This is a genomic window from Streptomyces muensis, from assembly GCF_021474425.1.
GTDB classification, from domain to species: Bacteria; Actinomycetota; Actinomycetes; order Streptomycetales; family Streptomycetaceae; genus Streptomyces; species Streptomyces muensis.
In genome coordinates this window covers 1-24,062 of sequence record NZ_JAKEIP010000130.1, presented here as the reverse complement: position 1 = coordinate 24,062, position 24,062 = coordinate 1, and the positions used below count along the sequence as shown (strand labels likewise).

The following is a 24,062-nucleotide window of genomic DNA, read 5'->3' as shown; positions in this document are numbered from 1 at the left end:
TCGCCCCCGCCGCCCCTACCCGTCCCATCCCTTGAAGGGGCGGAGCCCCTTCAAGGGATGGGACGGGTAGGGGCGGCGGGGGCGAAATCACCCCGCCCTCAACGCGACGTACGCCTGAGCTCCAGCCGCTCCTTCTCCGACAGTCCACCCCACACGCCGAACCGTTCGTCGTTGTCGAGGGCGTACTCCAGGCAGGCGGAGCGGATGGGGCACATGCCGCAGATCCGCTTCGCCTCCCGCACGGAACTGCCCGGCTCGGGAAAGAAGAAGTCCGCGCCGGTCTGTGCGCACAACGCATCCTGCTGCCAGTCCAGCTCGGGCGAGGTGATCGTTGTGATCGAGTCGATGTGCATGCCCAGAATCGTGCCGCTCGGCGAAAAACGTTCGATCAACGCCGGATCAACGCCGCGCCCCAGGGCCTCCGGCCGAGTCGATGGTCCCCCTCCACACGGGTGCCGCGCACGGCGGCGCGCGGAAGCAGTTGAAAGCGAGCAGATCCCCGACGGCCACCCCGGTGATCACCGTCCCCGCTTCAGCCGACGGCACCGCTCCGGCAGCGATTGTCAGTGGGCGGTGCAAGACTCGGCAGAGCAGAAACCGGCAGCAGAGCTGACAAGGGGACCCCTTCCGAGGAGGGCGACGATGCTCACCACTCGTTATGTCACCGGCGCGCCGAACTGGATCGATGTCGGCACACCCGACATCGAGGGCGCCAGTTCCTTCTACGGCGGTCTGTTCGGCTGGCGGTTCCAGCCGGGCGGACCCGAGACCGGCGGTTACGGCCTCTTCCAGCTCGACGGCAGGACAGTGGCCGGCTGCATGCAGACCACCGAGGAGCAGGGCCCGCCGGCCTGGGGCGTGTACTTCCAGACACCGGACGCGGACGCCACCGCGAAGGCGGCCGAGGAGGCACACGGCTCGGTGCTGATGCAGCCGATGGACGTGATGGACCTGGGCCGTATGGCCATCCTGGCCGACAAGGCGGGCGTCGGCTTCGGGCTCTGGCAGCCCGGCACCAACAAGGGCCTCGACGTCGTCCAGGAGCCCGGCTCGCTGTGCTGGCTTGAGCTGTACACCACGGACGTACCGGCCGCGGCGGGCTTCTACCACGCGACGCTCGGCCTGGAGACCTTCGCCCTCGACTTCTACGGCGGCACCTATACGACGTTCAGCCCGGCGGCGGCCGGGGAGGACGCCATGTTCGGCGGCGTGGTGGACAAGGCCGACGACCCGGCGGAGGCGGAGGGCCCGGCGTACTGGCTGCCCTACTTCGAGGTCACCGACACGGACGCCACGGCCGCCAGGACTGGCGAGCTGGGCGGCACGGTCCGTATGCCTCCGACGGATCTGCCGGACGTCGGCCGCATCGCCAAGCTCACCGACCCGTACGGCGCGCGCTTCGCGGTGATCAAGAGCGCTCCTCCACAGAGCTGAGCCGCACGAGACGACGCCGGACCGCTCCGCACCACCCCGCCGCTTCGGCTAGGCGGACGCGCGTCGCACCAGCGTGGTCGGCAGGACGACACTGGACGGCGCGCCTCCGACCGGCTCTCCGGCACGGCGGTCGACACCGCGCAGCAGCAGCCGGGCCATCAACCGGCCCATCTCCTCGATGTCCTGACGGACCGTGGTGAGGGCGGGATCGGTCTGTTCCGCCACCGGGAGCATGTCGTCGAACCCGACCACCGCGACATCGTCCGGCACCTGCCGCCCCGAGGCGCGCAGCACCCTGAGCGCACCGGCCGCGGTGAGGTCGTTGGCGGCGAAGACGGCGTCCAGGTCGGGGCAGCGTGCGAGCAGTTCGCGCATGGCCCGTTCGCCGCCGCTCGGGGTGAAGTCGCCCTCGACGATCAGATCCGGATCGGCGTCGACCATGACATCCCGGTATCCGTCGAGCCGGTCCACCGCCGACGTCTGGTCCAGGGCGCCGGTGATGTGCGCGATGCGGGTGCGGCCGAGGCCGGCGAGGTGTCGTACGGCGTCGCGGGCGCCGCCGCGGTTGTCGCTGTCGACGTAGACGACGCCCCGCCGGTCGCCGGACCAGCCGGGCCGTCCGCCGAAGACGGTGGGGACGCCGGCGCGCTGGATCAGTCCGGGCAGCGGGTCGTCGAGGTGCAGGGAGAAGACGAGCGCCCCGTCGACATGGCCGCCGGCGAGGTAGCGGCCGACGCGGGCGTGGTCGTCGCGGCCTTCCGTGAGGAGCAGTACGAGCTGGTTGTCGTGGGCCGTCAGCTCCTTGCTGATGCCGCGCAGTTGCAGGGCGAAGAAGGGGTCGGCGAAGACCCGGGTCTCCGGTTCGGCGACCACGACGGCGATGGCGTCGTGTCGCCTGGTCACCAGGCTGCGGGCGGCCTGGTTGGGCACGTACCCCAGTTCCTCCACCGCCTTGCGGACCCGCTCCACGAGGGGCTCGCGCACCCCGTCCCCGCCGTTGACGACCCGGGACACGGTGGCCCGCGAGACCCCGGCCCGGGCGGCCACGGCCTCCAGGGTGGGACGCGGGGCGGTTTCGGTCACTGCGCGGCTCCTAGTCGGCGACTGCCGATCAGGATAGCCGTGGCGGGAGGCGGAGGTGAGAGCGCTCTCGGATGACCGGAAGCGCTCGGAAACCCACGTCGGCGGAACCCCCGGCCGCCACACCGGGACAACCGGCCGCCATGCCGGGACAACCGGCCGCCGCACCGGGACAACCATCACCCGGCCATGGCCCGTCAGTGCTCGTGCCCCGCCCCCGACGCCGCCTCATCACCGTGCTCATGCGGCTCGTACCCGGGAATCGTCCCGTCCGCCTTCTTCACCAGGAACAACCCCACCATCCCCATGTCCGAGTGGCTCTGGACGTGGCAGTGGTACATCCACGCGCCCGCCCCGACCCCCTCCCCCGCGATGACCTGGAAGCCGAAGGAGTCCGCCGGGCCCACGATCTTGTTGTCGATGACCTGGCTGGGGTCGTCGGGACCGGTGAGCATGCCGGTGCGGTTGTCGGCCCAGCGATGACCGTGCATGTGGAAGGTGTGGTAGTACTCGCCGTGCGTGATCATCACGAACTCGACCCGATCGCCCACCGTGGCTTCGAAGTCGGGCCCGGAATGGGCGGGCTTGTTGTTGATCAGCATGTCGTTGAAGACGATGGTGTGGGTCGCGTCCGGGAGGACGTCGCCCTTGCGCCGGACGATCACCGGGCCGTAGAGACCCTTGCGGATACCGCCCGTGCCGTGTTCCGTGCCGACGACGTGGTCGTGGTAGTGCCAGTAACCGGCGCTGCCCGCCCGCCAGGTGCCGTCCTTGCGGCGGCCGGGGGCGTGGGTGCGCCAGGTGTAGGTGCGGGTGCCTCCGGGCTCGACATCGCTCTTGTTGAGCTTGGTGCCGTCGCTGGTGATCTCGTAGTCGAGGCCGTGCACATGCAGGCTCACCGGTACGTCCATCGTGTTCTCGAACTCGATGTGCACGGTGTCGCCCTCGTTGAGCTCGATCAGCGGGCCGGGGGTCGTCGCCTTGCCCTTCTCGAAGCCGTAGCCCATCTGCCCGTCGGCGAGTTTCTCGGCGTACAGCTTGAGGCGCCGGACCTCGCCGCCGGCCGGGGCGGTCTTCGGCGGCGTGTCGGCGCTCACGGCCTCGGGCACCGAAGCCAGCGACAACGATGTCGCGACGGTCGCACCACCCAGCAGCATGCGTCTGTTGAAGGTACGCCTGTTGACGTTGCGTCTGTTCATGCCGAACTCCCAGCGGCGGTACGGAAATTACGGGGATGAACCGCTGAGACGGTACCGGTCGATCTCCCGTTTATCCACACTCAGGACAAAGTTGACCCCAGTACGGCCATAGGTATTGGCGAGTTGCTCAAAGGGGTCTAGCTTCCTTGTCGCTGTTGCTGTGACCGTGGAGGTGCCCATGCACTTACGAGGGTTGAGCACGAGAAGACAGACCTGGGTGGCCACTGTGACCGCCGGGTTCGTCGCCGCCGGGCTGATGTCCGCCCCGGCCGCCGACGCACGCCCGGCACCGGAGCCACCCCTGACAACGATGTCCGTGAAGTCGCCACCGGGCGGCGCGAATGTACGCGTGCTCATCTTCTACGGGTCCGCGGCCGCCGGCGACGAGTCGCCGCTGGTGAACGCCGGTATCGGGGCGATCGAGAAGATCGGCCTGTCGGGTCCGGCCGACCAGCGTTTCAAGGTCGAGGCCACCGACGACGCCTCGGTGTTCACCAATGAGACCAAGCTGGGCCGGTTCAATTCCATCGTCTTCCTCACGGGTGGCGGTGACGTCCTCGATCCCGAGCAGGAGGCGGGCCTGGAGGCCTACATGGAGGCGGGCGGCGGTTTCGTCGGCATCCATGACGCGGCCCGCGCGGAGCCGTACTCGGACTGGTTCACCGGTCTCGTCGGCGCCCGCCCCGCCGCCGGGAGCCCGACGGCCGTACAGCGGGCCGTCGTCGAGGTCGGTGACCGGCGGCACCCTGCCACCAAGGAACTGCCGGTGCAGTGGAAACGGCCCGACAAGTGGCTGAACTGGGCGAAGAACCCGTCGGGTGCGGTGCACACCGTCGCCCGGGTACGGGAGTCGACCTACCAGCCGGGGACCGGCGCCACCGGCTGGGACCACCCGGTGAGCTGGTGCCGTGACTACGACGGCGGCCGCTCCTTCTACACCGGTATGGGCGGCACGGTGTCGTCGTACGACGAGACCGACTTCCGTACGCATCTGCGCGGCGCCCTGGCGTGGACCACCCGCCTCTCGCAGGCCGACTGCAAGGCCACCATCAACGGCAACTACAAGGCCGAGCGCCTCACCCAGCCCAACCAGCCGGGCCAGAACGACCAGATCGGCGAGCCGCACGGCCTGGTCACGGCGCCCGACGGCCGGGTGCTCTACATCGGCCGGGGCGGCGCCGACTCCTCGCAGCCGGTGGTCACCGACTGGAACAACCCGGACATCGGCAAGGGCAAGGGCGAGATCCATGTCTACGACCCGAAGACCAAGAAGGTCACCCTGGCCGGGGCGTTGACGGTCTTCGGCAACAAGGGCGGCGGCGACGAGCTGATCAAGGTCGAGGAGGGGCTCCTCGGCATCGAGCTCGACCCGCGCTTCGAGGAAAACGGGTGGGTGTATCTGCACTACACCCCGCACTCGAAGCTCAACCGCGACACGCGGATGGCCGAGCGGTACGTCTCCCGCTTCACGCTCGACCTCGCCACGAACAAGCTGGACCTGGGCAGCGAGAAGGTGCTGCTCAAGTGGCCGGTGCAGGTGCACAGTTGCTGTCACGCGGGCGGCGGGATGGCCTGGGACTCCAAGGGCAACCTGTACATCGCGACCGGCGACAACAACTCCAGCGGCTTCAGCGGCGGTTACTCGGGCAACAACCCCGAGCCCGACTACAAGGGCGTGTCCTTCGCCGACGCGCGCCGCACCGCCGGCAACACCAACAACCTCAACGGCAAGATCCTGCGCATCCGCCCGGAGCCGGACGGCACGTACACACTGCCGGAGGGCAACCTCTTCACCGGGAAGGAGACCGACGAGGGCGGCGGAAAGACACGCGGCGAGATCTATGTGATGGGCGTCAGGAACCCGGCACGCATCTTTGTCGACAAGCAGACCGACGTGCTGTACGCGGGTTGGGTCGGCCCGGACGCCTCGACACCCTCCACCACCTGGGGCCCGGCGAAGTACGACACGTTCGCCGTGATCACCAAGGCGAGCAACCGGGGCTGGCCGTACTGCATGGGCAACAAGCAGCCCTACCGGGACCGCAATCTGCCCGATCCGAGCAAGCCGCTGGGCTGGTACGACTGCGACGCCCCGAAGAACGAGTCGCCGAACAACGACGGTCTCGTCAACCTTCCGCCGGTCACCGGCAACAACATCTGGTACTCGCCCCAGGGCGGCGCCCCGGACTTCCCGCGTGACGCGAACGGCGTGCCGTCGTACAAGCAGGAGGAGGCGACCTACGGGCTGCCGTGGCTGAAGGGCGGCGGTCAGGCCGCGATGAACGGGCCGGTGTACCGGTTCGACGCGGCGAGCACGAGCGGCACCAAGTGGCCGGCGTACTGGGACGGCAAGTGGTTCGTCGGTGACTTCTACGACGCCGACCAGCCGCGCAACGCGGTGATCACCGACCCGAAGACCCACGGTGACGGCGGACTGCCGGTGCACTCGGAGTCGCTGAAGAAGATCGTGCCGGTCGGCAACGACGGCATCAAGAACCTCATGGACTGGAAGTTCGGTCCGGACGGCGCGCTGTACGTGCTCGACTACGGCCGCGGCTTCTTCACCTCGGACGCCAAGTCGGCGCTGTGGAGAGTGACTTACACGGGCGGCGGGCCCACTCCGGCCGCCGATCAGCTGGCCAGGGGGGCGCAGTGACACGACAACGAAGAATGTGGGCGGCCCTGCTGGCCGCACTGCTCGTGGTACTCGGTCTGCAGGCCCTGCCCGCGACCGGACAGCCACAGGCACAGCAAGCCGCCGCCGCACAGGTCCTCACCTGGACCGCCGGTGACGACATCACGAAGTACGCCTCGGCGCCCGCGACCGCGGTGGCGGGCACGACGACGATCGTCTTCGAGAACAGCACGGCGACCGGCAACACCACCGGGATGCCGCACACGCTGACGTTCGACACGTCCGATCCCGAGTACAACAACGACGTCCAGCTGAACATCCTCGCCAACCCGAACGACGACCAGGGAGGCAAGCACACCGCCGAGGTCACGCTCACCCCGGGCCGCTACCGCTACTACTGCACGATCCCCGGCCACGGGCAGATGCAGGGCATCCTGGTGGTGACCGAGGGCAGCGGCGAGGACACCACGGCGCCCGAGGCCTCGGCCCACGTCAGCGGGACGCAGAACACGCAGGGCCAGTACGTCGGTTCGGCGAGCGTGGCGATCCACGCCACCGACGAGGAGGGCGGCTCCGGGGTCGACCGCGTCCAGTACGCCGTCGGGGACGCCGGCGCCTGGCAGCCGTACACCACCCCGGTCGTCGTCGACCAGGTCGGCGATCACAGGATCCGGTACCGCGCCCTCGACAAGGCGGGGAACGTCTCGGCGGAGAAGAGCGTCGCGTTCACGGTCGTGGCGCCGCAGTCCGACGACACGACCGCGCCGGAGACGTCGGCGGCCGTCAGCGGTGAGCAGAATCCCGACGGGACGTACGTCGGCATGGCGACCGTCACCGTCTCCGCGTCGGACACCGGTTCCGGCGTGAACACCATCGAGTACGCGCTCGGCTCCGGCGCCTGGCAGCCGTACTCCGCGCCCGTGATGGTGCACGAGGTCGGCGACCACACGGTGCGCTACCGGGCCACCGACAAGGCGGGGAACGTCGCGTCTGAGAAGAGCGTGCGGTTCACGGTCGTGGCGGCGCCGCAGCCGGACACGACAGCGCCGGTGACCGGTGTGAGTGTCGAGGGCACGAAGAACTCCGACGGTGCGTATGTCGGGAACGCCGAGGTGACCGTCACGGCGACCGACGAGCACCACGGCTCGGGCGTGGACCGGATCGAGTACTCCCTCGACGGCGGCCCGTATCTGGCGTACGGCGCCCCGGTGGTCGTCGACCGGGCGGGCACGCACACGCTCGCCTATCGGGCCACGGACAAGGCGGGCAACACCTCCGAGGCCCGTACGGTGACCTTCACCGTCGTGTCCAGTCAGGTCCCGGCGCCCAACTGCCCGGAGTTCGACGAGCGGTTGACGGTGATCGTCGGCACGGTCGACTCGGGTGTTCCGAACCGGCTCACCAACAGCCGGTGCCGGATCAACGAGTTGATCGAGGACGAGAAGGAGTGGACGTCCCAGGCGCTGTTCCTCAAGCATGTGAAGACGGTCCTGGACCGGCTTCTGAAGGACGGGGTCGTCGACCAGCGCGAGTACAGGGCCATCAACAAGGCCGCCCGTCAGTCCGGGATCGGCAAGCCCGGGCAGACCGAGGGCTACCGCACGATCCTCGACGGCAGCGCGGCGTCGTTCGCCAAGTGGCAGCAAGTGGGCGGCGGTTCGTTCGCACCGAACGGTGACGGCTCGATCACGTCCGGGACGACGAAGGCCGGCCTCGGCATGCTGTGGTTCCCCGAGCGGAAGTACGGCGACTTCTCGCTCAAGCTCCAGTGGCGCGACGACGCCCCGGGCACGGGCAACGCCAACTCGGGCGTGTTCGTCCGGTTCCCGTGGGTCCACGACCATCCCGAGGAGTCGCGGCCGGAGTGGGTCGCCATCAAGTACGGGCACGAGGTGCAGGTGCTCGACCGTCCTGACGGCGACATGTACAAGACGGGGTCGGTCTACGGCTTCGACCGGGTGGGGCTCGCCGGTGCGGGCGTCACCCAGAAGGGCACGTGGAACGACTACGAGATCCGGGTGGTCGACCAGCACTACTCGGTCTACCGCAACGGCGTGCTGATCAACGAGTTCGACAACACCGGCGGCCAGGAGTTCGTCCCGCCCCGCTCGGACGACCCGGGCACGGACGGGCGGAGGTTCGCCTCCGGCTATGTCGGGCTCCAGGTGCACGGCACGACGGACGTGGTGTCCTTCCGGGACATCCGGATCAAGGAGTTGTAGGCCCTTCCTTGCGGGCTCTGCTCGGCTGCACCCGCTTGGGTTCCCCCGGCATCTTCGGGTACTCGGGCGGGTACGGCAGATCGCCGAGTCCGTGGTCGCGTTCGTCCTTGTTGGCGAGCTCCAGCAGCGCGTCCAGCGAGAAGCGGTGGTCGTCCATGCCCGCGTGCACATCGCCGAGTTCGGCGAAGCGCGCGGGCATGGTCGCGATGTCGAAGTCCTGGGGGTGGGCGGTCCCCACCTCCTCCCAGCGCAGGGGCGCCGAGACGGGGGCGTGCGGGCGGGGCCGTACGGAGTAGGCGGAGGCGATGGTGCGGTCGCGGGCCGTCTGGTTGTAGTCGACGAAGATGCGCTCGCCGCGCTCCTCCTTCCACCACTTGATCGTCACCTGGTCCGGCATCCGCCGTTCCAGTTCCCGTCCGACGGCGATGGCGGCCCGGCGGACCTGGGTGAAGGTCCAGCGCGGCTCGATGGGCACGAAGACGTGCAGGCCGCGGCCGCCGGAGGTCTTGGGCCAGCCGCGCAGGCCGCCGAACTCGTCGAGGACGGCGCGCAGTTCATGGGCGGCGCGGACGGCGTCGTCGAAGTCGGTGCCGGGCTGCGGGTCGAGGTCGATGCGCAGTTCGTCGGGGCGGTCGACGTCGTCGCGGCGGACCGGCCAGGGGTGGAAGGTGAGCGTGCCGTACTGGGCGGCCCACAGGACGGCCGCCTCCTCGGTGGGGCACATCTCGTCGGCGCTGCGGCCGCTGGGGAAGGTGATGTGGGCGGTGGGGATCCAGTCGGGCATGTTCTTGGGCGCCCGCTTCTGGTAGAACCACTCGCCGGTCACACCGTCCGGGTAGCGCTCCAGGGTGGTGGGGCGGTCGCGCAGGGCGCGCAGGATGCCGGGGCCGACGGCGATGTAGTAGCGGGCGAGGTCCAGCTTGGTGTATCCGGGCTCGGGGAAGAAGACCTTGCCCGGGTTGGACAGGCGCACGGTCCGGCCGCCCGCCTGGAGTTCCACCGCTTCGCCCATGCGAGCCACGGTAGGCGGACCCGGCACACCTCGCACACCGGGCGTCAGCGGCCGGATGCGCGCAGAATCGGACCATGGACCTTCCGGTGATGCCGCCCGTGAAGCCGATGCTCGCCAAGTCGGTGGCGAAGATCCCGCCGGGCATGCAGTACGAGGCGAAGTGGGACGGGTTCCGGGCGATCGTGTTCCGCGACGGGGACGAGGTCGAGCTCGGCAGCCGTACCGGCAAGCCGCTGACCAGGTACTTTCCTGAGCTGGTGGCGGGGCTGAAGGAGCGGTTGCCGCAGCGGTGCGTGCTGGACGGGGAGATCGTCATCGCGCGGGAGGGGCGGTTGGACTTCGACGCGCTCACCGAGCGCATCCATCCGGCGGACTCGCGGGTGCGGACGCTGGCCGAGCGGACCCCGGCGTCGTTCGTGGCCTTCGACCTGCTGGCGCTGGCGGACGAGTCGCTGCTGGAGGTCCCGCTGGCGGATCGGCGGGCGCGGCTGACGATGGCGCTGTCCGGGGTGACGGCACCGGTGCATGTGGCGCCGGCGACGACCGACCTGGACACGGCCCAGGGGTGGTTCGAGGAGTACGAGGGGGCCGGTCTGGACGGAGTGATCGCCAAGCCGCTCACCTTGCGCTATCTCCAGGACGCGCGGGCCATGTTCAAGATCAAACACGAGCGGACGGCGGACGTCGTCGTGGCGGGCTACCGGCTCCACAAGAGCGGTCCGGTGGTGGGGTCGCTGTTGCTCGGTCTCCATGACGACAAGGGGGCGCTGCAGCATGTGGGGGTGTCGGCCGCGTTCTCGATGAAGCGGCGGGCCGAGCTGATCGAGGAGTTGGAGCCGCTGCGCATGGAGGACGTCGCGGGGCATCCGTGGGCCGCCTGGGCGCAGGAGGCGGCGCACGAGTCGGCACGGCTGCCGGGGGCGCCGAGCCGCTGGTCGGGCAAGAAGGACCTGTCCTGGGTGCCGCTCAGGCCGGAGCGGGTGGCCGAGGTGGCGTACGACCACATGGAGAACGGTGTGCGCTTCCGGCACACGGCCCGCTTCCGTCGCTGGCGCCCGGACCGTACGCCGGAGAGCTGTACGTACGCGCAGTTGGAGGAACCGGTCCGCTACGACCTGGCGGAGATCTTCGCGCCGCAGGCCTGACGGGCAACACCGGGTTGGTCAGGGCTTCATCAGCACCTTGACCGCGCCGTCCTGCTTGCGCTGGAACATCTCGTAGGCGTGCGGGGCGTCGCTCAGCGGCACGCGGTGCGTGGCGAAGTCGTCGACGCCGAGCGGATCCTCGTCGGTCAGGAGGGGCAGGATGTCGTCGGTCCAGCGGCGCACGTTGGCCTGCCCCATCCGCAGCTGGATCTGCTTGTCGAACAGGGTGAGCAGCGGGATCGGGTCGGCCATGCCGCCGTAGACGCCGGACAGGCTGATCGTGCCGCCGCGCCGCACCAGGTCGATGGCGGTGTAGAGGGCGGCCAGTCGGTCTACGCTGAAGCGTTCGGCGAACGGGCCGCCGATCTTGCGGGGCAGCATCGCCGAGGCCGACTGGGCGAGCCTGGCGGCGGCGCTGCCGTGGGCCTCGGTGCCGACGGCGTCGATCACGGCGTCGGGGCCGCGGCCGTCCGTCACGTCGCGGATGGCGGCCACGAGTTCCTTCTCGTCGTCGAAGCTCCTGAGGTCGTACGTCTCCACGCCCCGCTCGCGCGCCCGCCGCAGCCGTTCGGGCACCAGGTCCACGCCGAACACCCGCCCGGCGCCCTGCGCCTGGGCGACCCGGCAGGCCATGTCACCGATGGGGCCGAGGCCGAGCACGGCGACGCTGCCGCCTTCCGGGACCTCGGCGTAGCGGACCGCCTGCCAGGCGGTGGGCAGGACGTCGGAGAGGTAGACGAACCGGTCGTCGGGCGGCCCCTCCGGGATCTTGATCGGGCCGAACTGGGCCTGCGGGACCCGGAGATACTCGGCCTGGGCGCCCGGCACCGCGCCGTACAGCCGGGTGTAGCCGAACAGGGCGGCGCCCATGCCCTCGCCGGTGACCTGGGTGGTCTCGCACTGGGTCGGCAGCCCGGTCAGGCACATCCAGCAGTCGCCGCAGGCGATCTGGAACGGCACCACGACCCGGTCGCCCGCCTGGAGGTCCGGCACTCCGGCGCCGACCTCCTCGACGATGCCCATCGGTTCGTGTCCGAGGATGTCCCCCGGTGTCATGAACGGTGTCAGCACCTCGTACAAGTGCAGGTCGGAGCCGCACAGTCCGGTGGACGTGATGCGGATGACCGCGTCCGTCGGCTCCTGGATCGTCGGGTCGGGCACGTTCTCCACGCGCACGTCCCGCTTGCCCTGCCAGGTCACTGCCCTCATCGCCCCGCGCTCCCTCCGTGGCGTGTGCGTCCGCTGGTGCGGTGGGCGCCGGGTACCCCCGCGCCGGTCCGCCGAACCGCGTGGACGGCGGACAGCGGTGTGGGCCGAACGACGGATTTGCGGGGCTGATCACGCGAGATCGGGTATGGCCACCTATGAACAGATAAGCGCACAATTGATGACACGGACTGGGTGGGTGGCGACGGTGGGCAGGCAACGAGGGGCGCGCACGAGACGTGCCACGACCATGGCGGGGCTGCTGGCCGCCGCGCTGACGGCCTCCCTGGCGGCGGGCTGTACGACGTCCGGCGGACAGCGCGACGACGGGCGCGGCGGCACGAACCTGCCGTCGAACGGCAGCGGGAACGAGAGCCTGGCCAACGGCGGCTCGGTGCTCGCCGTGAAGATCGACAACGCCCGTGCCGCGCGTCCCCACACGGGTCTGGGCGCCGCGGACGTCGTGTACGTCGAGCAGGTCGAGGGCGGACTGAGCCGGCTGATGGCGGTGTACGCGACGAAGCTGCCGAAGGTCGTCGGGCCGGTGCGCAGCGCACGCGAGAGCGACCTGGAGCTGCTGCGCCAGTTCAACCGGCCGACCCTCGCCTTCTCCGGGGCGCAGGGCAAGCTCCTGCCGCTGATCGACAAGGCCCCGTTGCAGGCGGTGCCACCCGGCAAGGCGGGCGACGCCTACTTCCGCAACCGCAACAGGCCCTCACCGCACAACCTCTATCTGCGGCCCCAGCGGCTGATGGGCTCCGCCCCCGGCGGCGACGCCCTGACGACCGGCTTCCGCTACGGCGCCGCCCCGGCCGGCGGCAAGGCCACGAACTCGCAGTCGGTGCGCTACGACCTGGCCCGCTACAAGTTCACCTGGTCCAAAGCCCAGGACCGCTGGCTCGTCAGCATGGACGGCAAGGCCGCCAGGACGACGGACGGGAAGCGGGTCGGGGCCGGGACGGTCGTCGTGCAGTACGTGAAGGTGCGCAAGTCCACGTTCCACGACTCCCTCGGCAAGAACACGCCGTACACCGAGACGGTGGGCTCCGGGAAGGCGCGGGTGCTGCGCGACGGGCGCTCCTACGACGTCTACTGGACGCGTCCGAAGGCCGCGGGCGGCACCAGGTTCACGACCGAGGACGGCAAGCGGGTGAACTTCACCGGCCAGGTGTGGGTGGTGTACGCGAAGGCGTCCTGAGGATCCGGCGACCGGAGGGTTCGAACCGGGGATCAGGATGGTGCGACGAGGGGCTCCGAAGGGTTGCGGAGCCCCTCGGCCGCGTCCGCGACGCGCCGGATCAGATCGAAGAACAGCGCCTGCTCGTCGGCGGCGAGCGGGGCCAGGAAGACCTGGTTCATCCGGGCCGTGCGCACGGTCAGCTTCTTGTGGGTGCGCAGGCCGTCGTCCGTGAGGCGCAGCAGGAAGCGGCGGCCGTCCTGGGGGTCGCGGACCTTGTCGAGCAGTCCGCGGCGGCCGAGCCGGCTGATCACCTCGGCGATCGTGGACCGGTCGAGCCCGACGCGCTCCCCCACCGTCCGCTGGTCCAGTCCCGGCTCGGCGACGAGCGCGTTGAGGACGGCGAACTGGGGCGAGGTGATCTCCTCGGAGACCATCGTGTTCCACAGCAGGTAGTGCGCCTGCTGGAGCCGCCGGGCCAGATGCCCGGGGTGGGTGGTGAGGTCCACGGCGGCCATGCGCGCTCCCCTGTTCGTCATCGCCCTGTCGTAATCGTCGGTGCACTGAACAATACCGGACCTCTTCGGGCGTTTCCTCCGGCCGAAGAGTCCACGGAGTTCGCATTTGCCGAGGCCTTGACGGCTTCCCGCTCCGGTGGCAGCGTGATGGGCAACCTCACGGAAATACTCAGTGCCCTGACTAATTCGGGGGCTGGGAGCTCGGAAGAGATGGGGCTTCTCGGATGGACAAGGTGGTCGCCACGGCCGCGGAGGCGGTGGCCGATGTGCCGGACGGCGCGACACTCGCCGTCGGCGGGTTCGGGCTGAGCGGCGTGCCCAACGTGCTGATCCAGGCACTGTACGAGCGCGAGGTCACCGGCCTCGGCGTCGTCTCCAACAACTGCGGGGCGATGGAGACGGGCCTCGCGGTGCTGCTGGCGGCCGGGCGGATCGCCCGGGTGACCGGCTCCTACATCGGGGCGAACAAGGAGTTCGCCCGGCAGTACCTGGCCGGGGAGCTGGAGGTGGAGCTGATCCCGCAGGGCACGCTGGCCGAGCGGCTGCGCGCGGGCGGGGCCGGGATCCCGGCCTTCTTCACCCCCGCCGGGGTCGGCACACAGGTCGCTGAGGGCGGGCTGCCCTGGCGCTACGACGGTGCGGGCGGGGTGGCGCTGGCGTCGCCGCCGAAGGAGGTGCGGGAGTTCGACGGCGTGGAATACGTGCTGGAGCGCGGGATCCGTACCGACTTCGCACTGGTACGCGCCGCCAAGGGCGACCGGCACGGGAACCTGGTGTTCAACAAGTCCACCCGCAACTTCAACCCGCTGGCCGCGATGGCCGGGCGGGTGACGATCGCGGAGGTGGAGGAGCTCGTGGAACCCGGGGAGATCGATCCGGACGCGGTGCATCTGCCAGGCATCTTCGTGCAGCGGGTGGTGGCGCTGACGCCGGAGCAGGCGGCCGACAAGAAGATCGAGCAGCGGACGGTGAGCAGCTGATGGCCTGGAGTCGTGAGCAGATGGCCGCGCGGGCCGCGCGCGAGCTGGAGGACGGGCAGTACGTCAACCTCGGCATCGGGCTGCCGACGCTGATCCCGAACTACCTGCCGCCGGGCGTGGAGGTGATCCTGGAGTCCGAGAACGGCATCCTGGGCACCGGACCGTATCCGACCGAGGACGCCGTCGACCCGGATCTGATCAACGCCGGGAAGGAGACGGTGACCGTGCTGCCGGGCGCCGCCTTCTTCGACTCGGCGCTGTCGTTCTCGATGATCCGCGGTGGGCACATCGATGTGGCCGTGCTGGGCGCGATGCAGGTGTCCGCCAAGGGAGACCTGGCGAACTGGGCCATCCCCGGGAAGCTGGTCACCGGGATCGGCGGGGCGATGGACCTCGTCCACGGGGCGCGCACCGTCATCGTGGTGATGACGCACACCGCCAAGGACGGCTCGGCGAAGATCCTCGAGGAGTGCGCGCTGCCGCTCACAGGCAAGGCGTGTGTGAACCGAGTCATCACCGACCTGGGCGTGATCGACGTGACCGACGACGGCCTGGTGCTCGTCGAGACCGCTCCCGGCGTAAGCGTTGACGAGATCATCGCCAAGACCGACGCAAAACTCACCGTCGCGGAGAATCTGCTGTGAACACCGTTTACATCGTTGACGCCGTCCGCACCCCGATCGGCCGTTACAACGGGACCCTCGCCTCCGTCCGCCCGGACGACCTGGCCGCCCACGCCCTCCGCGAACTCCTCGCCCGTACACCCGACCTGGACCCGTCCCGTATCGAGGACGTCTACCTCGGCAACGCCAACGGCGCCGGCGAGGAGAACCGCAACGTCGGCCGCATGGCCGCCCTGCTCGCCGGTCTGCCGACCAGCGTCCCCGGCGTCACCGTCAACCGCCTCTGCGCCTCCGGTCTGGAGGCCGTCATCCAGGCGGCCCGCGCCATCGCCGCCGGGGACGCCCACATCGCCGTGGCCGGCGGCGTGGAGTCGATGACCCGGGCCCCGTACGTGCTGCCCAAGTCCGACAAGCCCTTCCCCGCCGCGCACACGGAGCTGTACTCGACCACCCTGGGCTGGCGCATGGTCAACCCGAGGATGGAGCCGCAGTGGACCGTCCCGCTGGGCGAGTCGGCCGAGCTGATCGCCGAGAAGCACAAGATCAGCCGTGCGCAGCAGGACGAGTTCGCGCTGGCCTCGCACCAGAAGGCGGCCGCGGCCCAGCGGCAGGGCCTCTTCGACGCCGAGCTCGCCCCGGTCTCCATCCCGCAGCGCAAGGGCGACCCGGTCGTCCTTGCCGCCGACGAGTCCGTACGGGCCGACGCCTCCCTCGCCGCGATGGCGAAGCTCAAGCCGTCCTTCCGCAAGGAGGGAGGCACGGTCACCGCGGGCAACGCCTCCCCGCTCAACGACGGCGCCGCCGCCCTGCTCCTCGTCGACGAGGAGGGCCTGAGGGCCACCGGCCGCGAGCCGCTCGCGCGGATCTCCGCCACCGGGGTCAACGCGCTCGACCCCGACTACTTCGGGCTCGCCCCCGTCGAGGCGGTCACGCGTGCGCTGGCCAAGGCGGGCAAGGGGTTCGGTGATCTGTCCGTGCTGGAGCTGAACGAGGCCTTCGCCGCGCAGGTGCTCGGGTGTGTGGCGGAGTGGCCCGAGTTCGACCCGGCGATCCTCAATCCCCAGGGCGGTGCCATCGCCCTCGGCCATCCCCTCGGTGCCTCCGGTGCGCGGCTCGCCGGGACGGTCGCCCATCAGCTTGCCCGCAAGGGCGGCGGCGTCGGCGTCGCCACTCTCTGCATCGGTGTGGGGCAGGGACTCGCCCTCGTTCTGGAGCGTTGAGCGCCGTCTGCGGCCGCAGGCCCGTTGTGGCCGGTCGCGCCGTTCCCCGCGTCCCTCACGGGGCGCAGTTCTCCCGCCCGACTTCGAAGTGACCGTCAGAATCACCAGGAATCCCGATGACTCTCACCCAGCACGACATCGACCTAGAGATCGCCGCCGAGCACGCCGCGTACGAGAAGCGCGTCGCCGACGGTGCCCCCGTCGAGCACCACCCGCGCCGCGACTACACCCCGTATCGCTCCTCGGTGCTGCGCCACCCGAAGCAGCGGCCGATCAAGATCGACGTCAGCAAGGACCCGGAGCTGGTGGAGCTGCACTCCCCCGCCTTCGGCGAGCGGGACATCACCGAGATCGACAACGACCTCACCCGGCAGCACACCGGGGAGCCGATCGGTGAGCGGATCACCGTCGAGGGCCGGCTCCTGGACCGCGACGGCCGTCCGCTGCGCGGCCAGCTGATCGAGGTCTGGCAGGCGAACTCGGCCGGCCGCTACGCCCACCAGCGCGAGCAGCACGACGCCCCGCTGGACCCGAACTTCACCGGCGTCGGCCGCACCCTGACCGACGACAGCGGCTTCTACCGGTTCACCACCATCCAGCCGGGCCCGTACCCATGGCGGCAGCACGTCAACGCCTGGCGGCCGGCCCACATCCACTTCTCGCTGTTCGGCACGGCGTTCACCCAGCGGCTGGTGACGCAGATGTACTTCCCGAGCGACCCGCTGTTCCCCTACGACCCGATCATCCAGTCGGTGACGGACGACGCGGCCCGCCAGCGGCTGGTCGCCACCTACGACCACAGTCTGTCGGTGCCGGAGTTCTCGATGGGCTACCACTGGGACATCGTCCTCGACGGACCGCACGCCACCTGGATCGAAGAGGGACGCTGACCTGCCATGACGAAGATCGACACGAGCCGCCCGGAGACCGTCCTCCCCACCCCGTCGCACACCGTCGGCCCCTTCTACGGCCACGCCCTGCCCTTCCCCGGCGGCGGCGACATCGCGCCCGTCGGACACCCGGACGGCATCGTCCTCCAGGGCTACGTCCAGGACGGCGAGGGCGACCCGCTGCCCGACGCGTTCGTGGAGCTGTGGAGCGCCGACCCCGACGGCAACGTCCCGCAGGTCGACGGCTCGATCCGGCGCGACCCGGCGAGCGGCGGCTACCTCGGCCGCAACGGCGTGGAGTTCACCGGCTGGGGCCGGATCCAGACCGACGCCAACGGGCACTGGACGGCGCGGACGCTGCGACCGGGCGCACGTGGGCAGAGCGCCCCGTACATCAGTGTGTGCGTGTTCGCGCGCGGACTGCTGGTGCATCTGTACACGCGGATCTATCTGCCGGGCGACGAGGCGGCCCTCGCCGCTGACCCGTTGCTCGCCCGGGTGCCGGCCGAGCGGCGCGACACGCTGATCGCACGGGAGCAGCGTGATGGCACCTACCGTTTCGACATCCGCCTTCAGGGCGAAGGCGAGACGGTCTTCCTGGAGTTCCAGTGACTTCTCCCGATCCGGACACCGGCCTGCTCGCCCCCGGGTGGGCAGGCTCCCCCGCCGCCTCCGCGACTGGTGACGGCGCCTGTCTCCAGGCGCTGCTGGACGCGGAGGCTGCGCTCACCCGGGCGCAGGCCTCCCTGGGCCTCGCCCCGGCCGAGGCTGCCACCGCGGTGACCGAGGCCGCCGACGCCGGCCGCTACGACGTACGGTCCCTCGCCGAACGTGCGCGCGGCGGCGGCAACCCGGTCATCCCCCTGGTCGCCGGCCTCACCGAGGCGGTCGGCGCGGAGTACGGGCCGTACGTCCACCGGGGTGCCACCAGCCAGGACATCCTGGACACGGCACTGATGCTGGTCGGGGCACGCACCCTCGACCTGCTGCTCGCGGACCTCGACCGCACCCAGCGGGCCCTGTCCCGGCTGGCCGCCGAGCACCGCGACACCGCGATGCCGGGGCGGACGCTCACCCAGCACGCCGTACCGACGACGTTCGGGCTGAAGGCGGCCGGGTGGCGGTCGCTGGTGCTGGACGCACGGGACCGGGTGACGGCCGTACGGGACTCGCTGCCTGCCCAACTGGGGGGCGCGGCGGGCACGTTGGCGGCCTTCGGGGCATACGGCGCGACCGATCCGGTCGAGCTGGCGACGGTGTACGCCCGCGAACTCGGCCTGCGTGCTCCGCGGTTGCCGTGGCACACGCTGCGCACACCCGTCGCCGATCTCGCCGGATGCCTCGCCTTCACCGCGGGGGCGCTCGGCAAGATCGCCGCGGACGTCCTCACGCTCTCGCGCACCGAGATCGCGGAACTCGCGGAGGGCAGCGGCGGGGGCTCGTCCGCCATGCCGCACAAGTCCAATCCCGTACGGTCCACGCTGATCGCCGCCGCGGCGCGACGGGCACCTCATCTCGCGGCCACCCTCTACGGGTCGCTGGCGGCGGAGGACGAGCGGGCGGCCGGCGCCTGGCACGCGGAGTGGGAGCCGTTGCGGGAGCTGTTGCGGCTGGTCGGCGGTGCCGCCGGGGACGCCGTGGAACTGGCCGAGGGGCTGCGGGTCAGACCCGACGTCATGCGCGAGCACCTCGACCTCACCCATGGGCTGATCGTGTCCGAGCGGCTGTCCGCCGAGCTGGCCCCGGTGCTGGGCCGGGCCCGCGCCAAGGAACTGCTCACCCGACTGGCGTCCGAGGGCCGCCCGCTCGCCGAGGCGCCGGAGCTCACGGGCGTAGACCTCGATCCCACCCACTACACGGGCTCCGCAGGGACCCTCACCGACCGTGCCCTGGAGCGACGTTGACCGACAAACTCCTCAACCACCGCACCGAAGGACCCACTTCCGCGCCCGCGCTGCTGCTCGGGCCCTCGCTCGGCACCTCGTACGCCCTGTGGGACAAGGTCGCGCCCGAGCTGTCGATCACCCATCGGGTGGTCCGCTGGGATCTGCCGGGGCACGGGGGTTCGGCGGCGGATCTCGTCGACGCCGGCGCGACCGTCGGTGACCTCGCCGGACTGGTGCTGGCGCTCGCCGACTCGCTCGGCGTCGAGCGGTTCGCGTACGCCGGGGTGTCGCTGGGCGGTGCGGTCGGGTTGCACCTGGCCGTGCACCATCCCGAGCGGATCTCCTCGCTGGCCGTGATCTGCTCGTCGGCGCACTTCAACGGTGCGAAGCCGTGGGAGGAGCGGGCCGCGCTCGTGCGCCGCGACGGGCTGTCGCGGCTCGCCGACAGCGCGAACGGCCGCTGGTTCACCTCCGGCTTCACCGTGCCGGAGCTGGTCCAGGACCACCGGGACGCCGATCCGGCCGCCTACGCCGCCTGCTGTGACGCGCTCGCCGCCTTCGACCTGCGCGAACGGCTGCCCGAGATCACCTCGCCCACCCTGCTGATCGCGGGCCGCGAGGATCCGGCGACACCGCCGGCGCATCTGCGGGAGATCGCGGACGCCGTGCCCGGTGCCACGCTCGTCGAGCTGCCCGGGGCCTCGCATCTGGCGCCGGCGCAGTGCTCGCAGGCCGTGCTGACCGCGATGCGGGCGCACCTCGGCGGCGGCGCCGGGCTGGGCATGGAGGTGCGACGCGAGGTGCTCGGTGACGCCCACGTCGACCGGGCGCAGGCCCGGCAGACGCCGTTCACCGCGCGCTTCCAGGACTTCATCTCGCGCTACGCCTGGGGCGAGATCTGGACCGACCCGACGCTCACCCGCCGCGAACGCAGCATGATCACCCTGACGGCACTGGTCGCCCACGGCCACTACGACGAGCTGGCCATGCATGTCCGCGCGGCCCGGCGCAACGGGCTGACGCCGGAGGAGATCGGCGCCGTACTGCTCCAGACGGCCGTGTACTGCGGGGTGCCGGCGGCGAACTCGGCGTTCGCGGCGGCGCAGCGGGTCCTCGCGGAAGAGGAAGGGTGACCCTGCTGGTCGTACCACCGGCAGCGCCTCGCACATGTCCGCACGCCGTGCCTACGGTGGAGGCATGTCCACGATTCTGCTCACCGGCGCCACCTCGGGGCTCGGCCGCTACGTCGCCTTCGAGCTGGTCCGCTCCGGGCACCGCGTCCTCGCGCACGGCCGGGACGCGGGCCGCACCGAGCGGCTCGTCGAGGAGCTGCGGGCCGACGGCGAGGCCGAGGGGTTCGTCGCCGATCTGGCCTCGCTGACACAGGTGCGCGAGCTGGCGGCGCATGTCGCCGAGGCCTACCCGGAGCTCGACGTGCTGATCAACAACGCGGCGGTGGGCGCCGGACCGCACCGGTCCGTGCGGGAGCTCAGCGCCGACGGGCACGAACTGCGCCTCGCGGTCAACTACTTGGCGCCGGTCGCGCTGACCCGCGCCCTGCTCCCCGTCCTGCGCGCCAACGCGCCCGCGCGGATCGTGAACGTCGGCTCGGCCGGGCAGGAGCCCCTGGAACTCGACGACCCCGAGCTGACCCGCGGCTACGACGGGCTTTCGGCGTACTGCCGCAGCAAGTTCGCCCTCGCCGCCCATACGTTCGTCCTCGCCGAGGAACTGGCGGGCACCGGAGTCTCGGTGAACGTGCTGCACCCGGCGACCCACATGGACACGGCGATGGTCCGCGAAGGTGGCTTCACACCCCGGCACACGGTCGCCGAGGTACTCGCGGGCCTCTTCCGGCATCAGGGACAGCAGCGCGGGTTGGAGCAGCTGCCGTACGACGTTGAAGGGAACGGAGCTCAGGGTCTCGCTGCCCCGGGCGGACCACACGGTGCAGCCGCGGGCCTCGGCGATACGGCGGGTTTCGGCCAGCAGCGCGGTCTTGCCCAGTCCCGCCTCGCCCCGGAGCACCAGGAGGCTGCCCGAGGAGGACCTGTCCGCGCACAGGGTGTCGAGGGCCCGCTCGACGGCGGCGACTTCCTCGTCGCGCTCCCACAGCGAGGCCGAGGCGGCCTGTGTGGGCCGTACCTCCGTCATCCCGCTACCTCCCCAAGTCGCCCGAACGACGTACAGACCCCGAGCGTAGTCGTCCGATTGCCTAAGCGGAGGCGGCTCCGGGCAGCTGTTGCCTTGACGGGTGACGACGGGTGCACGCGGGCGACGCGCAGGGCCTGCGACCTGCACCGCCGAAACTGACCGACAGTCAAAAACCGGTTCCCCGACCGGAATTCGGGATTCAGGAGGCGCGGGCATGAAGTCGACGTTCCCCGAGCAGGCCCCGGTCCGGTCCCGCAAGGCGCTGGTCGCGGGGTCGGTGGGCAACTTCATCGAGTGGTACGAGTTCGGTGTCTACGGCTACTTCGCGACGATCATCGCGGCGCGGTTCTTCACCCCGGAGGGCGGCAGCGAGATCGAGGCCCTGGTGAAGACGTACGCGTCGTTCGCGTTGGCGTTCTTCTTCCGGCCGGTCGGCGCGGCCGTGTTCGGCCGGCTCGGCGACCGGATCGGCCGGCGTCCGGTGCTGATCCTGGTGATCACGCTGATGACCGGGGCGACGACGCTGATCGGTGTGCTGCCCACGTACGACACGGTCGGCGCGCTCGCCCCGTGGCTGCTGACGCTGCTGCGGGTGCTGCAAGGGCTGTCGGCGGGCGGGGAGTTCGGGGGCGCGGTGTCGGTGATGACGGAGTTCGCGCCACCCGGGCGGCGCGGGCTGTACGGGTCGTGGCAGTCGTTCACGGTGGCGCTGGGGCTGCTGGGCGGTGCGGGGGCGGCGGCGCTGCTGGCCACGGTACTGACCGAGCGGCAACTGGGTGACTGGGGCTGGCGGTTGCCGTTCCTGCTGACGTTGCCGCTGGGGCTGGGGGCGCTGTGGTTGCGGCTGCGTCTTGACGAGACGCCGGCGTTCCGGGAGGAGCGGGAGACGGAGCGGCCGGCAGGGCGTGAGGTCGCCGGGGCGATCGTGCTGGGCGCCGGGCGGATCATGGGGTGGGCGGCGGCCGGGTACACCTTCCTGGTCGTGCTGCCGTCGTATCTGCAGTCCACGCTGGACGCGAGCTTCCAGCAGGCGCTGGTCGCCACGGTGCTGGCCAACCTCGGTTTCGCGATGACGATCGTGCCGGCGGGGTGGCTCAGCGACCGGGTCGGGCGGCGGACGGTGATGCTGGCGGGGGCGGCGCTGGTGGTGGTCCTCGCGGTGCCGCTGCTCAACCTTCTCCAGGACCCGGGCGTTTCCCTCACCGTGAAGGGTGTGGCGGTGTGGGGCGCGGGCGCGGTGGTGGGGCTGATGGCGGGGCCGGGTCCGGCGATGCTCGCGGAACTGTTCCCGACGAACGTGCGCTACACGGGGCTGGGGCTCGCCTACGCCCTGTCCAATGCGGTGTTCTCGGGGTGTGCCGGGCTCATCATCACGGAGACGATCGAACGGACCGGGAACGTGGACATCCCCGCGTACTACGCGGCCGCGACCTGCGCGGTGAGCGTCCTGGCGTTGGCCACCGTATCGAGGGAAGCTGAGAGAAGGGCGGATTGAGCGGATGCGGGTGATCGGCCTGATGTCGGGCACGTCGTACGACGCCATCGACGCCGCGGCCGCCGACCTGAGCCTCGTCGGCGACAGCCTGGTGCTCGAGCCGCTGGGGCTGGTGAGCGAGCCGTACGACGACGTGCTGCGGGAGGCGCTCGGGGCGGCGCTGCCGCCGGGGACGACCTCGATGGCGGAGGTGTGCCGGCTCGACACGCGGGTCGGGCAGGCCTTCGCGGCGGCCGCCGTGCGCGCTGACCGTGAACTGTGCGACGGGCGGGCTGAGTTGGTGGCCTCGCACGGGCAGACGGTCTATCACTGGGCCGAGGAGGGGAAGGTGTTCGGCACCCTTCAGCTCGGGCAGCCCGCGTGGATCGCCGAGGCGACCGGGCTGCCCGTGGTCGCCGACTTCCGGCCACGTGACATCGCCGCCGGCGGCCAGGGCGCCCCGCTGGTCAGCCTGGTCGACCTGTTGTGGCTGCGCGGCCGGCCGGGGACGCCCGTCGCCCTCAACATCGGCGGGATCGCCAACCTCACCGCACCCGACGGCACGGCCTTCGACACCGGGCCGGGCTGTGCGCTGATCGACGCGGCGGCGCGGGGGTTCAGTGGCGGACGGCTGGCGTACGACGTGGACGGGGCGCTTGCCGGTCGCGGTGGCGTCCATGAACCGCTGCTGATGCGGCTGCTGGAGGAGCCGTACTACGCGCTGCCCGCGCCCAAGACGACCGGCAAGGAGCTGTTCCACCTGGGGCATCTGCGGGATGCGTTGACCGGGTTCGGCACTCTGCCCGCTGAGGATGTCGTCGCCACGCTGACCGCGCTGACGGCGCGGACGGTCGCTGATGCGGTGTGTGCGGCGGGTGCGACGGAGGTGATCGCCTCGGGGGGCGGGACCCGTAACCCGGTGCTGATGGCGATGGTGGGGCAGTGCCTGCCCGGGGTGGCGCTGCGCACGTCCGACGAGTTGGGGCTCCCGGCGGCGGCGAAGGAGGCTTACGCCTTCGCCGTTCTGGGCTTCCTGACTGCCCACGGCCTGCCCGGGACGGTCCCGTCGGCCACGGGGGCCCGGCACGCGCGCGTGCTCGGCTCGATCACGCCTGGGCGGGAGGGGCTGCGGCTGCCGTCGCCGGCGGGAGGGCGGCCGGAACGGCTCGTGCTGGGGTGATGCCGACTCGCCCCCGCCGCCCCTACC

20 protein-coding genes and 2 pseudogenes are annotated in these 24,062 nt (G+C 70.9%); 15 read left to right on the top strand and 7 right to left on the bottom strand.

Annotated features, from left to right (window positions below):
- Window positions 1-98: 98 nt before the first annotated feature.
- The gene (locus tag L0P92_RS26780) at window positions 99-353 is read right to left on the bottom strand and encodes a WhiB family transcriptional regulator (protein ID WP_234765576.1); all 255 of its coding nucleotides are present in this window, start codon (window positions 351-353) and stop codon (window positions 99-101) included.
- Between the two features lie 289 nt (window positions 354-642).
- Between L0P92_RS26780 and L0P92_RS26775 the strand changes: the two genes are divergently transcribed.
- The gene (locus tag L0P92_RS26775; protein WP_234765575.1) at window positions 643-1,434 is read left to right on the top strand and encodes a VOC family protein; all 792 of its coding nucleotides are present in this window, start codon (window positions 643-645) and stop codon (window positions 1,432-1,434) included.
- A gap of 48 nt (window positions 1,435-1,482) precedes the next feature.
- On the opposite strand, the gene L0P92_RS26770 is transcribed toward L0P92_RS26775, so the two are convergent.
- Together L0P92_RS26770 and L0P92_RS26765 are read right to left on the bottom strand one after the other, a co-directional pair.
- Window positions 1,483-2,517 (bottom strand): LacI family DNA-binding transcriptional regulator, encoded by a 1,035-nt coding sequence (locus L0P92_RS26770; RefSeq protein ID WP_234765574.1) that lies wholly within the window; start codon window positions 2,515-2,517, stop codon window positions 1,483-1,485.
- 194 nt (window positions 2,518-2,711) lie between these two features.
- Complete coding sequence (locus tag L0P92_RS26765) at window positions 2,712-3,713, bottom strand: multicopper oxidase domain-containing protein (protein WP_234765573.1); 1,002 nt, start codon at window positions 3,711-3,713, stop codon at window positions 2,712-2,714.
- Between the two features lie 178 nt (window positions 3,714-3,891).
- Here L0P92_RS26765 and L0P92_RS26760 point away from each other — a divergent pair, with 178 nt between their 5' ends.
- A complete protein-coding gene (locus L0P92_RS26760) occupies window positions 3,892-6,369 on the top strand; it encodes a ThuA domain-containing protein (protein ID WP_234765572.1) in 2,478 nt (825 codons plus the stop codon).
- Between the two features lie 14 nt (window positions 6,370-6,383).
- The gene (locus tag L0P92_RS26755; RefSeq protein ID WP_234765578.1) at window positions 6,384-8,570 is read left to right on the top strand and encodes an OmpL47-type beta-barrel domain-containing protein; all 2,187 of its coding nucleotides are present in this window, start codon (window positions 6,384-6,386) and stop codon (window positions 8,568-8,570) included.
- Here the strand turns inward: L0P92_RS26755 and ligD are convergent.
- Complete coding sequence (gene ligD / locus L0P92_RS26750; RefSeq protein WP_234765571.1) at window positions 8,557-9,582, bottom strand: non-homologous end-joining DNA ligase; 1,026 nt, start codon at window positions 9,580-9,582, stop codon at window positions 8,557-8,559. The genes L0P92_RS26755 and ligD overlap by 14 nt on opposite strands.
- 74 nt (window positions 9,583-9,656) lie before the next feature.
- On the opposite strand from ligD, the gene L0P92_RS26745 reads away from it, so the two are divergent.
- Window positions 9,657-10,727 carry an ATP-dependent DNA ligase gene (locus tag L0P92_RS26745; RefSeq protein WP_234765570.1) on the top strand — a complete coding sequence of 357 codons (1,071 nt, stop codon included), beginning with the start codon at window positions 9,657-9,659 and terminating at the stop codon, window positions 10,725-10,727.
- An 18-nt stretch (window positions 10,728-10,745) separates the two neighbouring features.
- Here L0P92_RS26745 and L0P92_RS26740 read toward each other — a convergent pair whose 3' ends face one another.
- Entirely contained in the window at window positions 10,746-11,936 is a 1,191-nt protein-coding gene (locus L0P92_RS26740; RefSeq protein ID WP_234765569.1) for a zinc-dependent alcohol dehydrogenase, read from the bottom strand.
- A gap of 247 nt (window positions 11,937-12,183) precedes the next feature.
- On the opposite strand from L0P92_RS26740, the gene L0P92_RS26735 reads away from it, so the two are divergent.
- Window positions 12,184-13,131 carry a DUF3048 domain-containing protein gene (locus L0P92_RS26735; RefSeq protein WP_234765568.1) on the top strand — a complete coding sequence of 316 codons (948 nt, stop codon included), beginning with the start codon at window positions 12,184-12,186 and terminating at the stop codon, window positions 13,129-13,131.
- 32 nt (window positions 13,132-13,163) lie between these two features.
- Here L0P92_RS26735 and L0P92_RS26730 read toward each other — a convergent pair whose 3' ends face one another.
- Complete coding sequence (locus tag L0P92_RS26730) at window positions 13,164-13,628, bottom strand: MarR family winged helix-turn-helix transcriptional regulator (RefSeq protein WP_234765577.1); 465 nt, start codon at window positions 13,626-13,628, stop codon at window positions 13,164-13,166.
- Between the two features lie 224 nt (window positions 13,629-13,852).
- On the opposite strand from L0P92_RS26730, the gene L0P92_RS26725 reads away from it, so the two are divergent.
- The 8 genes and pseudogenes from L0P92_RS26725 to L0P92_RS26690 form a co-directional block, all read left to right on the top strand.
- Window positions 13,853-14,608 carry a CoA transferase subunit A gene (locus L0P92_RS26725; protein ID WP_234765567.1) on the top strand — a complete coding sequence of 252 codons (756 nt, stop codon included), beginning with the start codon at window positions 13,853-13,855 and terminating at the stop codon, window positions 14,606-14,608.
- Window positions 14,608-15,252: a CoA transferase subunit B gene (locus tag L0P92_RS26720; protein ID WP_234765566.1), complete on the top strand. Its 645-nt coding sequence runs from the start codon at window positions 14,608-14,610 to the stop codon at window positions 15,250-15,252. Before L0P92_RS26725 ends, L0P92_RS26720 begins: the two co-directional genes overlap by 1 nt.
- Complete coding sequence (locus tag L0P92_RS26715; RefSeq protein WP_234765565.1) at window positions 15,249-16,451, top strand: thiolase family protein; 1,203 nt, start codon at window positions 15,249-15,251, stop codon at window positions 16,449-16,451. The genes L0P92_RS26720 and L0P92_RS26715 overlap by 4 nt, the downstream gene beginning before the upstream one ends.
- 116 nt (window positions 16,452-16,567) lie before the next feature.
- Window positions 16,568-17,341 carry a protocatechuate 3,4-dioxygenase subunit beta gene (gene pcaH / locus L0P92_RS26710; protein WP_234765564.1) on the top strand — a complete coding sequence of 258 codons (774 nt, stop codon included), beginning with the start codon at window positions 16,568-16,570 and terminating at the stop codon, window positions 17,339-17,341.
- Between the two features lie 6 nt (window positions 17,342-17,347).
- On the top strand, window positions 17,348-17,953 hold the full coding sequence (pcaG, locus tag L0P92_RS26705; RefSeq protein ID WP_234765563.1) for a protocatechuate 3,4-dioxygenase subunit alpha: 606 nt from the start codon (window positions 17,348-17,350) through the stop codon (window positions 17,951-17,953).
- Window positions 17,950-19,245 carry a 3-carboxy-cis,cis-muconate cycloisomerase gene (gene pcaB / locus L0P92_RS26700; RefSeq protein WP_234765562.1) on the top strand — a complete coding sequence of 432 codons (1,296 nt, stop codon included), beginning with the start codon at window positions 17,950-17,952 and terminating at the stop codon, window positions 19,243-19,245. Before pcaG ends, pcaB begins: the two co-directional genes overlap by 4 nt.
- The gene (gene pcaDC, locus L0P92_RS26695; RefSeq protein WP_234765561.1) at window positions 19,242-20,360 is read left to right on the top strand and encodes a bifunctional 3-oxoadipate enol-lactonase/4-carboxymuconolactone decarboxylase PcaDC; all 1,119 of its coding nucleotides are present in this window, start codon (window positions 19,242-19,244) and stop codon (window positions 20,358-20,360) included. Before pcaB ends, pcaDC begins: the two co-directional genes overlap by 4 nt.
- Before the next feature lie 64 nt (window positions 20,361-20,424).
- Window positions 20,425-21,102 (top strand): annotated as a pseudogene (locus tag L0P92_RS26690) (SDR family NAD(P)-dependent oxidoreductase); the annotation flags it as partial.
- Here L0P92_RS26690 and L0P92_RS26685 read toward each other — a convergent pair.
- Window positions 21,055-21,381: pseudogene (locus L0P92_RS26685) on the bottom strand (AAA family ATPase); the annotation flags it as partial. The pseudogenes L0P92_RS26690 and L0P92_RS26685 overlap by 48 nt on opposite strands.
- A 214-nt stretch (window positions 21,382-21,595) precedes the next feature.
- Here L0P92_RS26685 and L0P92_RS26680 point away from each other — a divergent pair.
- Both L0P92_RS26680 and L0P92_RS26675 read left to right on the top strand, forming a co-directional pair.
- Window positions 21,596-22,876, top strand: a complete 1,281-nt coding sequence (locus tag L0P92_RS26680) for an MFS transporter (RefSeq protein WP_234765560.1) — start codon at window positions 21,596-21,598, stop codon at window positions 22,874-22,876.
- Between the two features lie 4 nt (window positions 22,877-22,880).
- Entirely contained in the window at window positions 22,881-24,035 is a 1,155-nt protein-coding gene (locus L0P92_RS26675; RefSeq protein ID WP_234765559.1) for an anhydro-N-acetylmuramic acid kinase, read from the top strand.
- Window positions 24,036-24,062 lie beyond the last annotated feature (27 nt).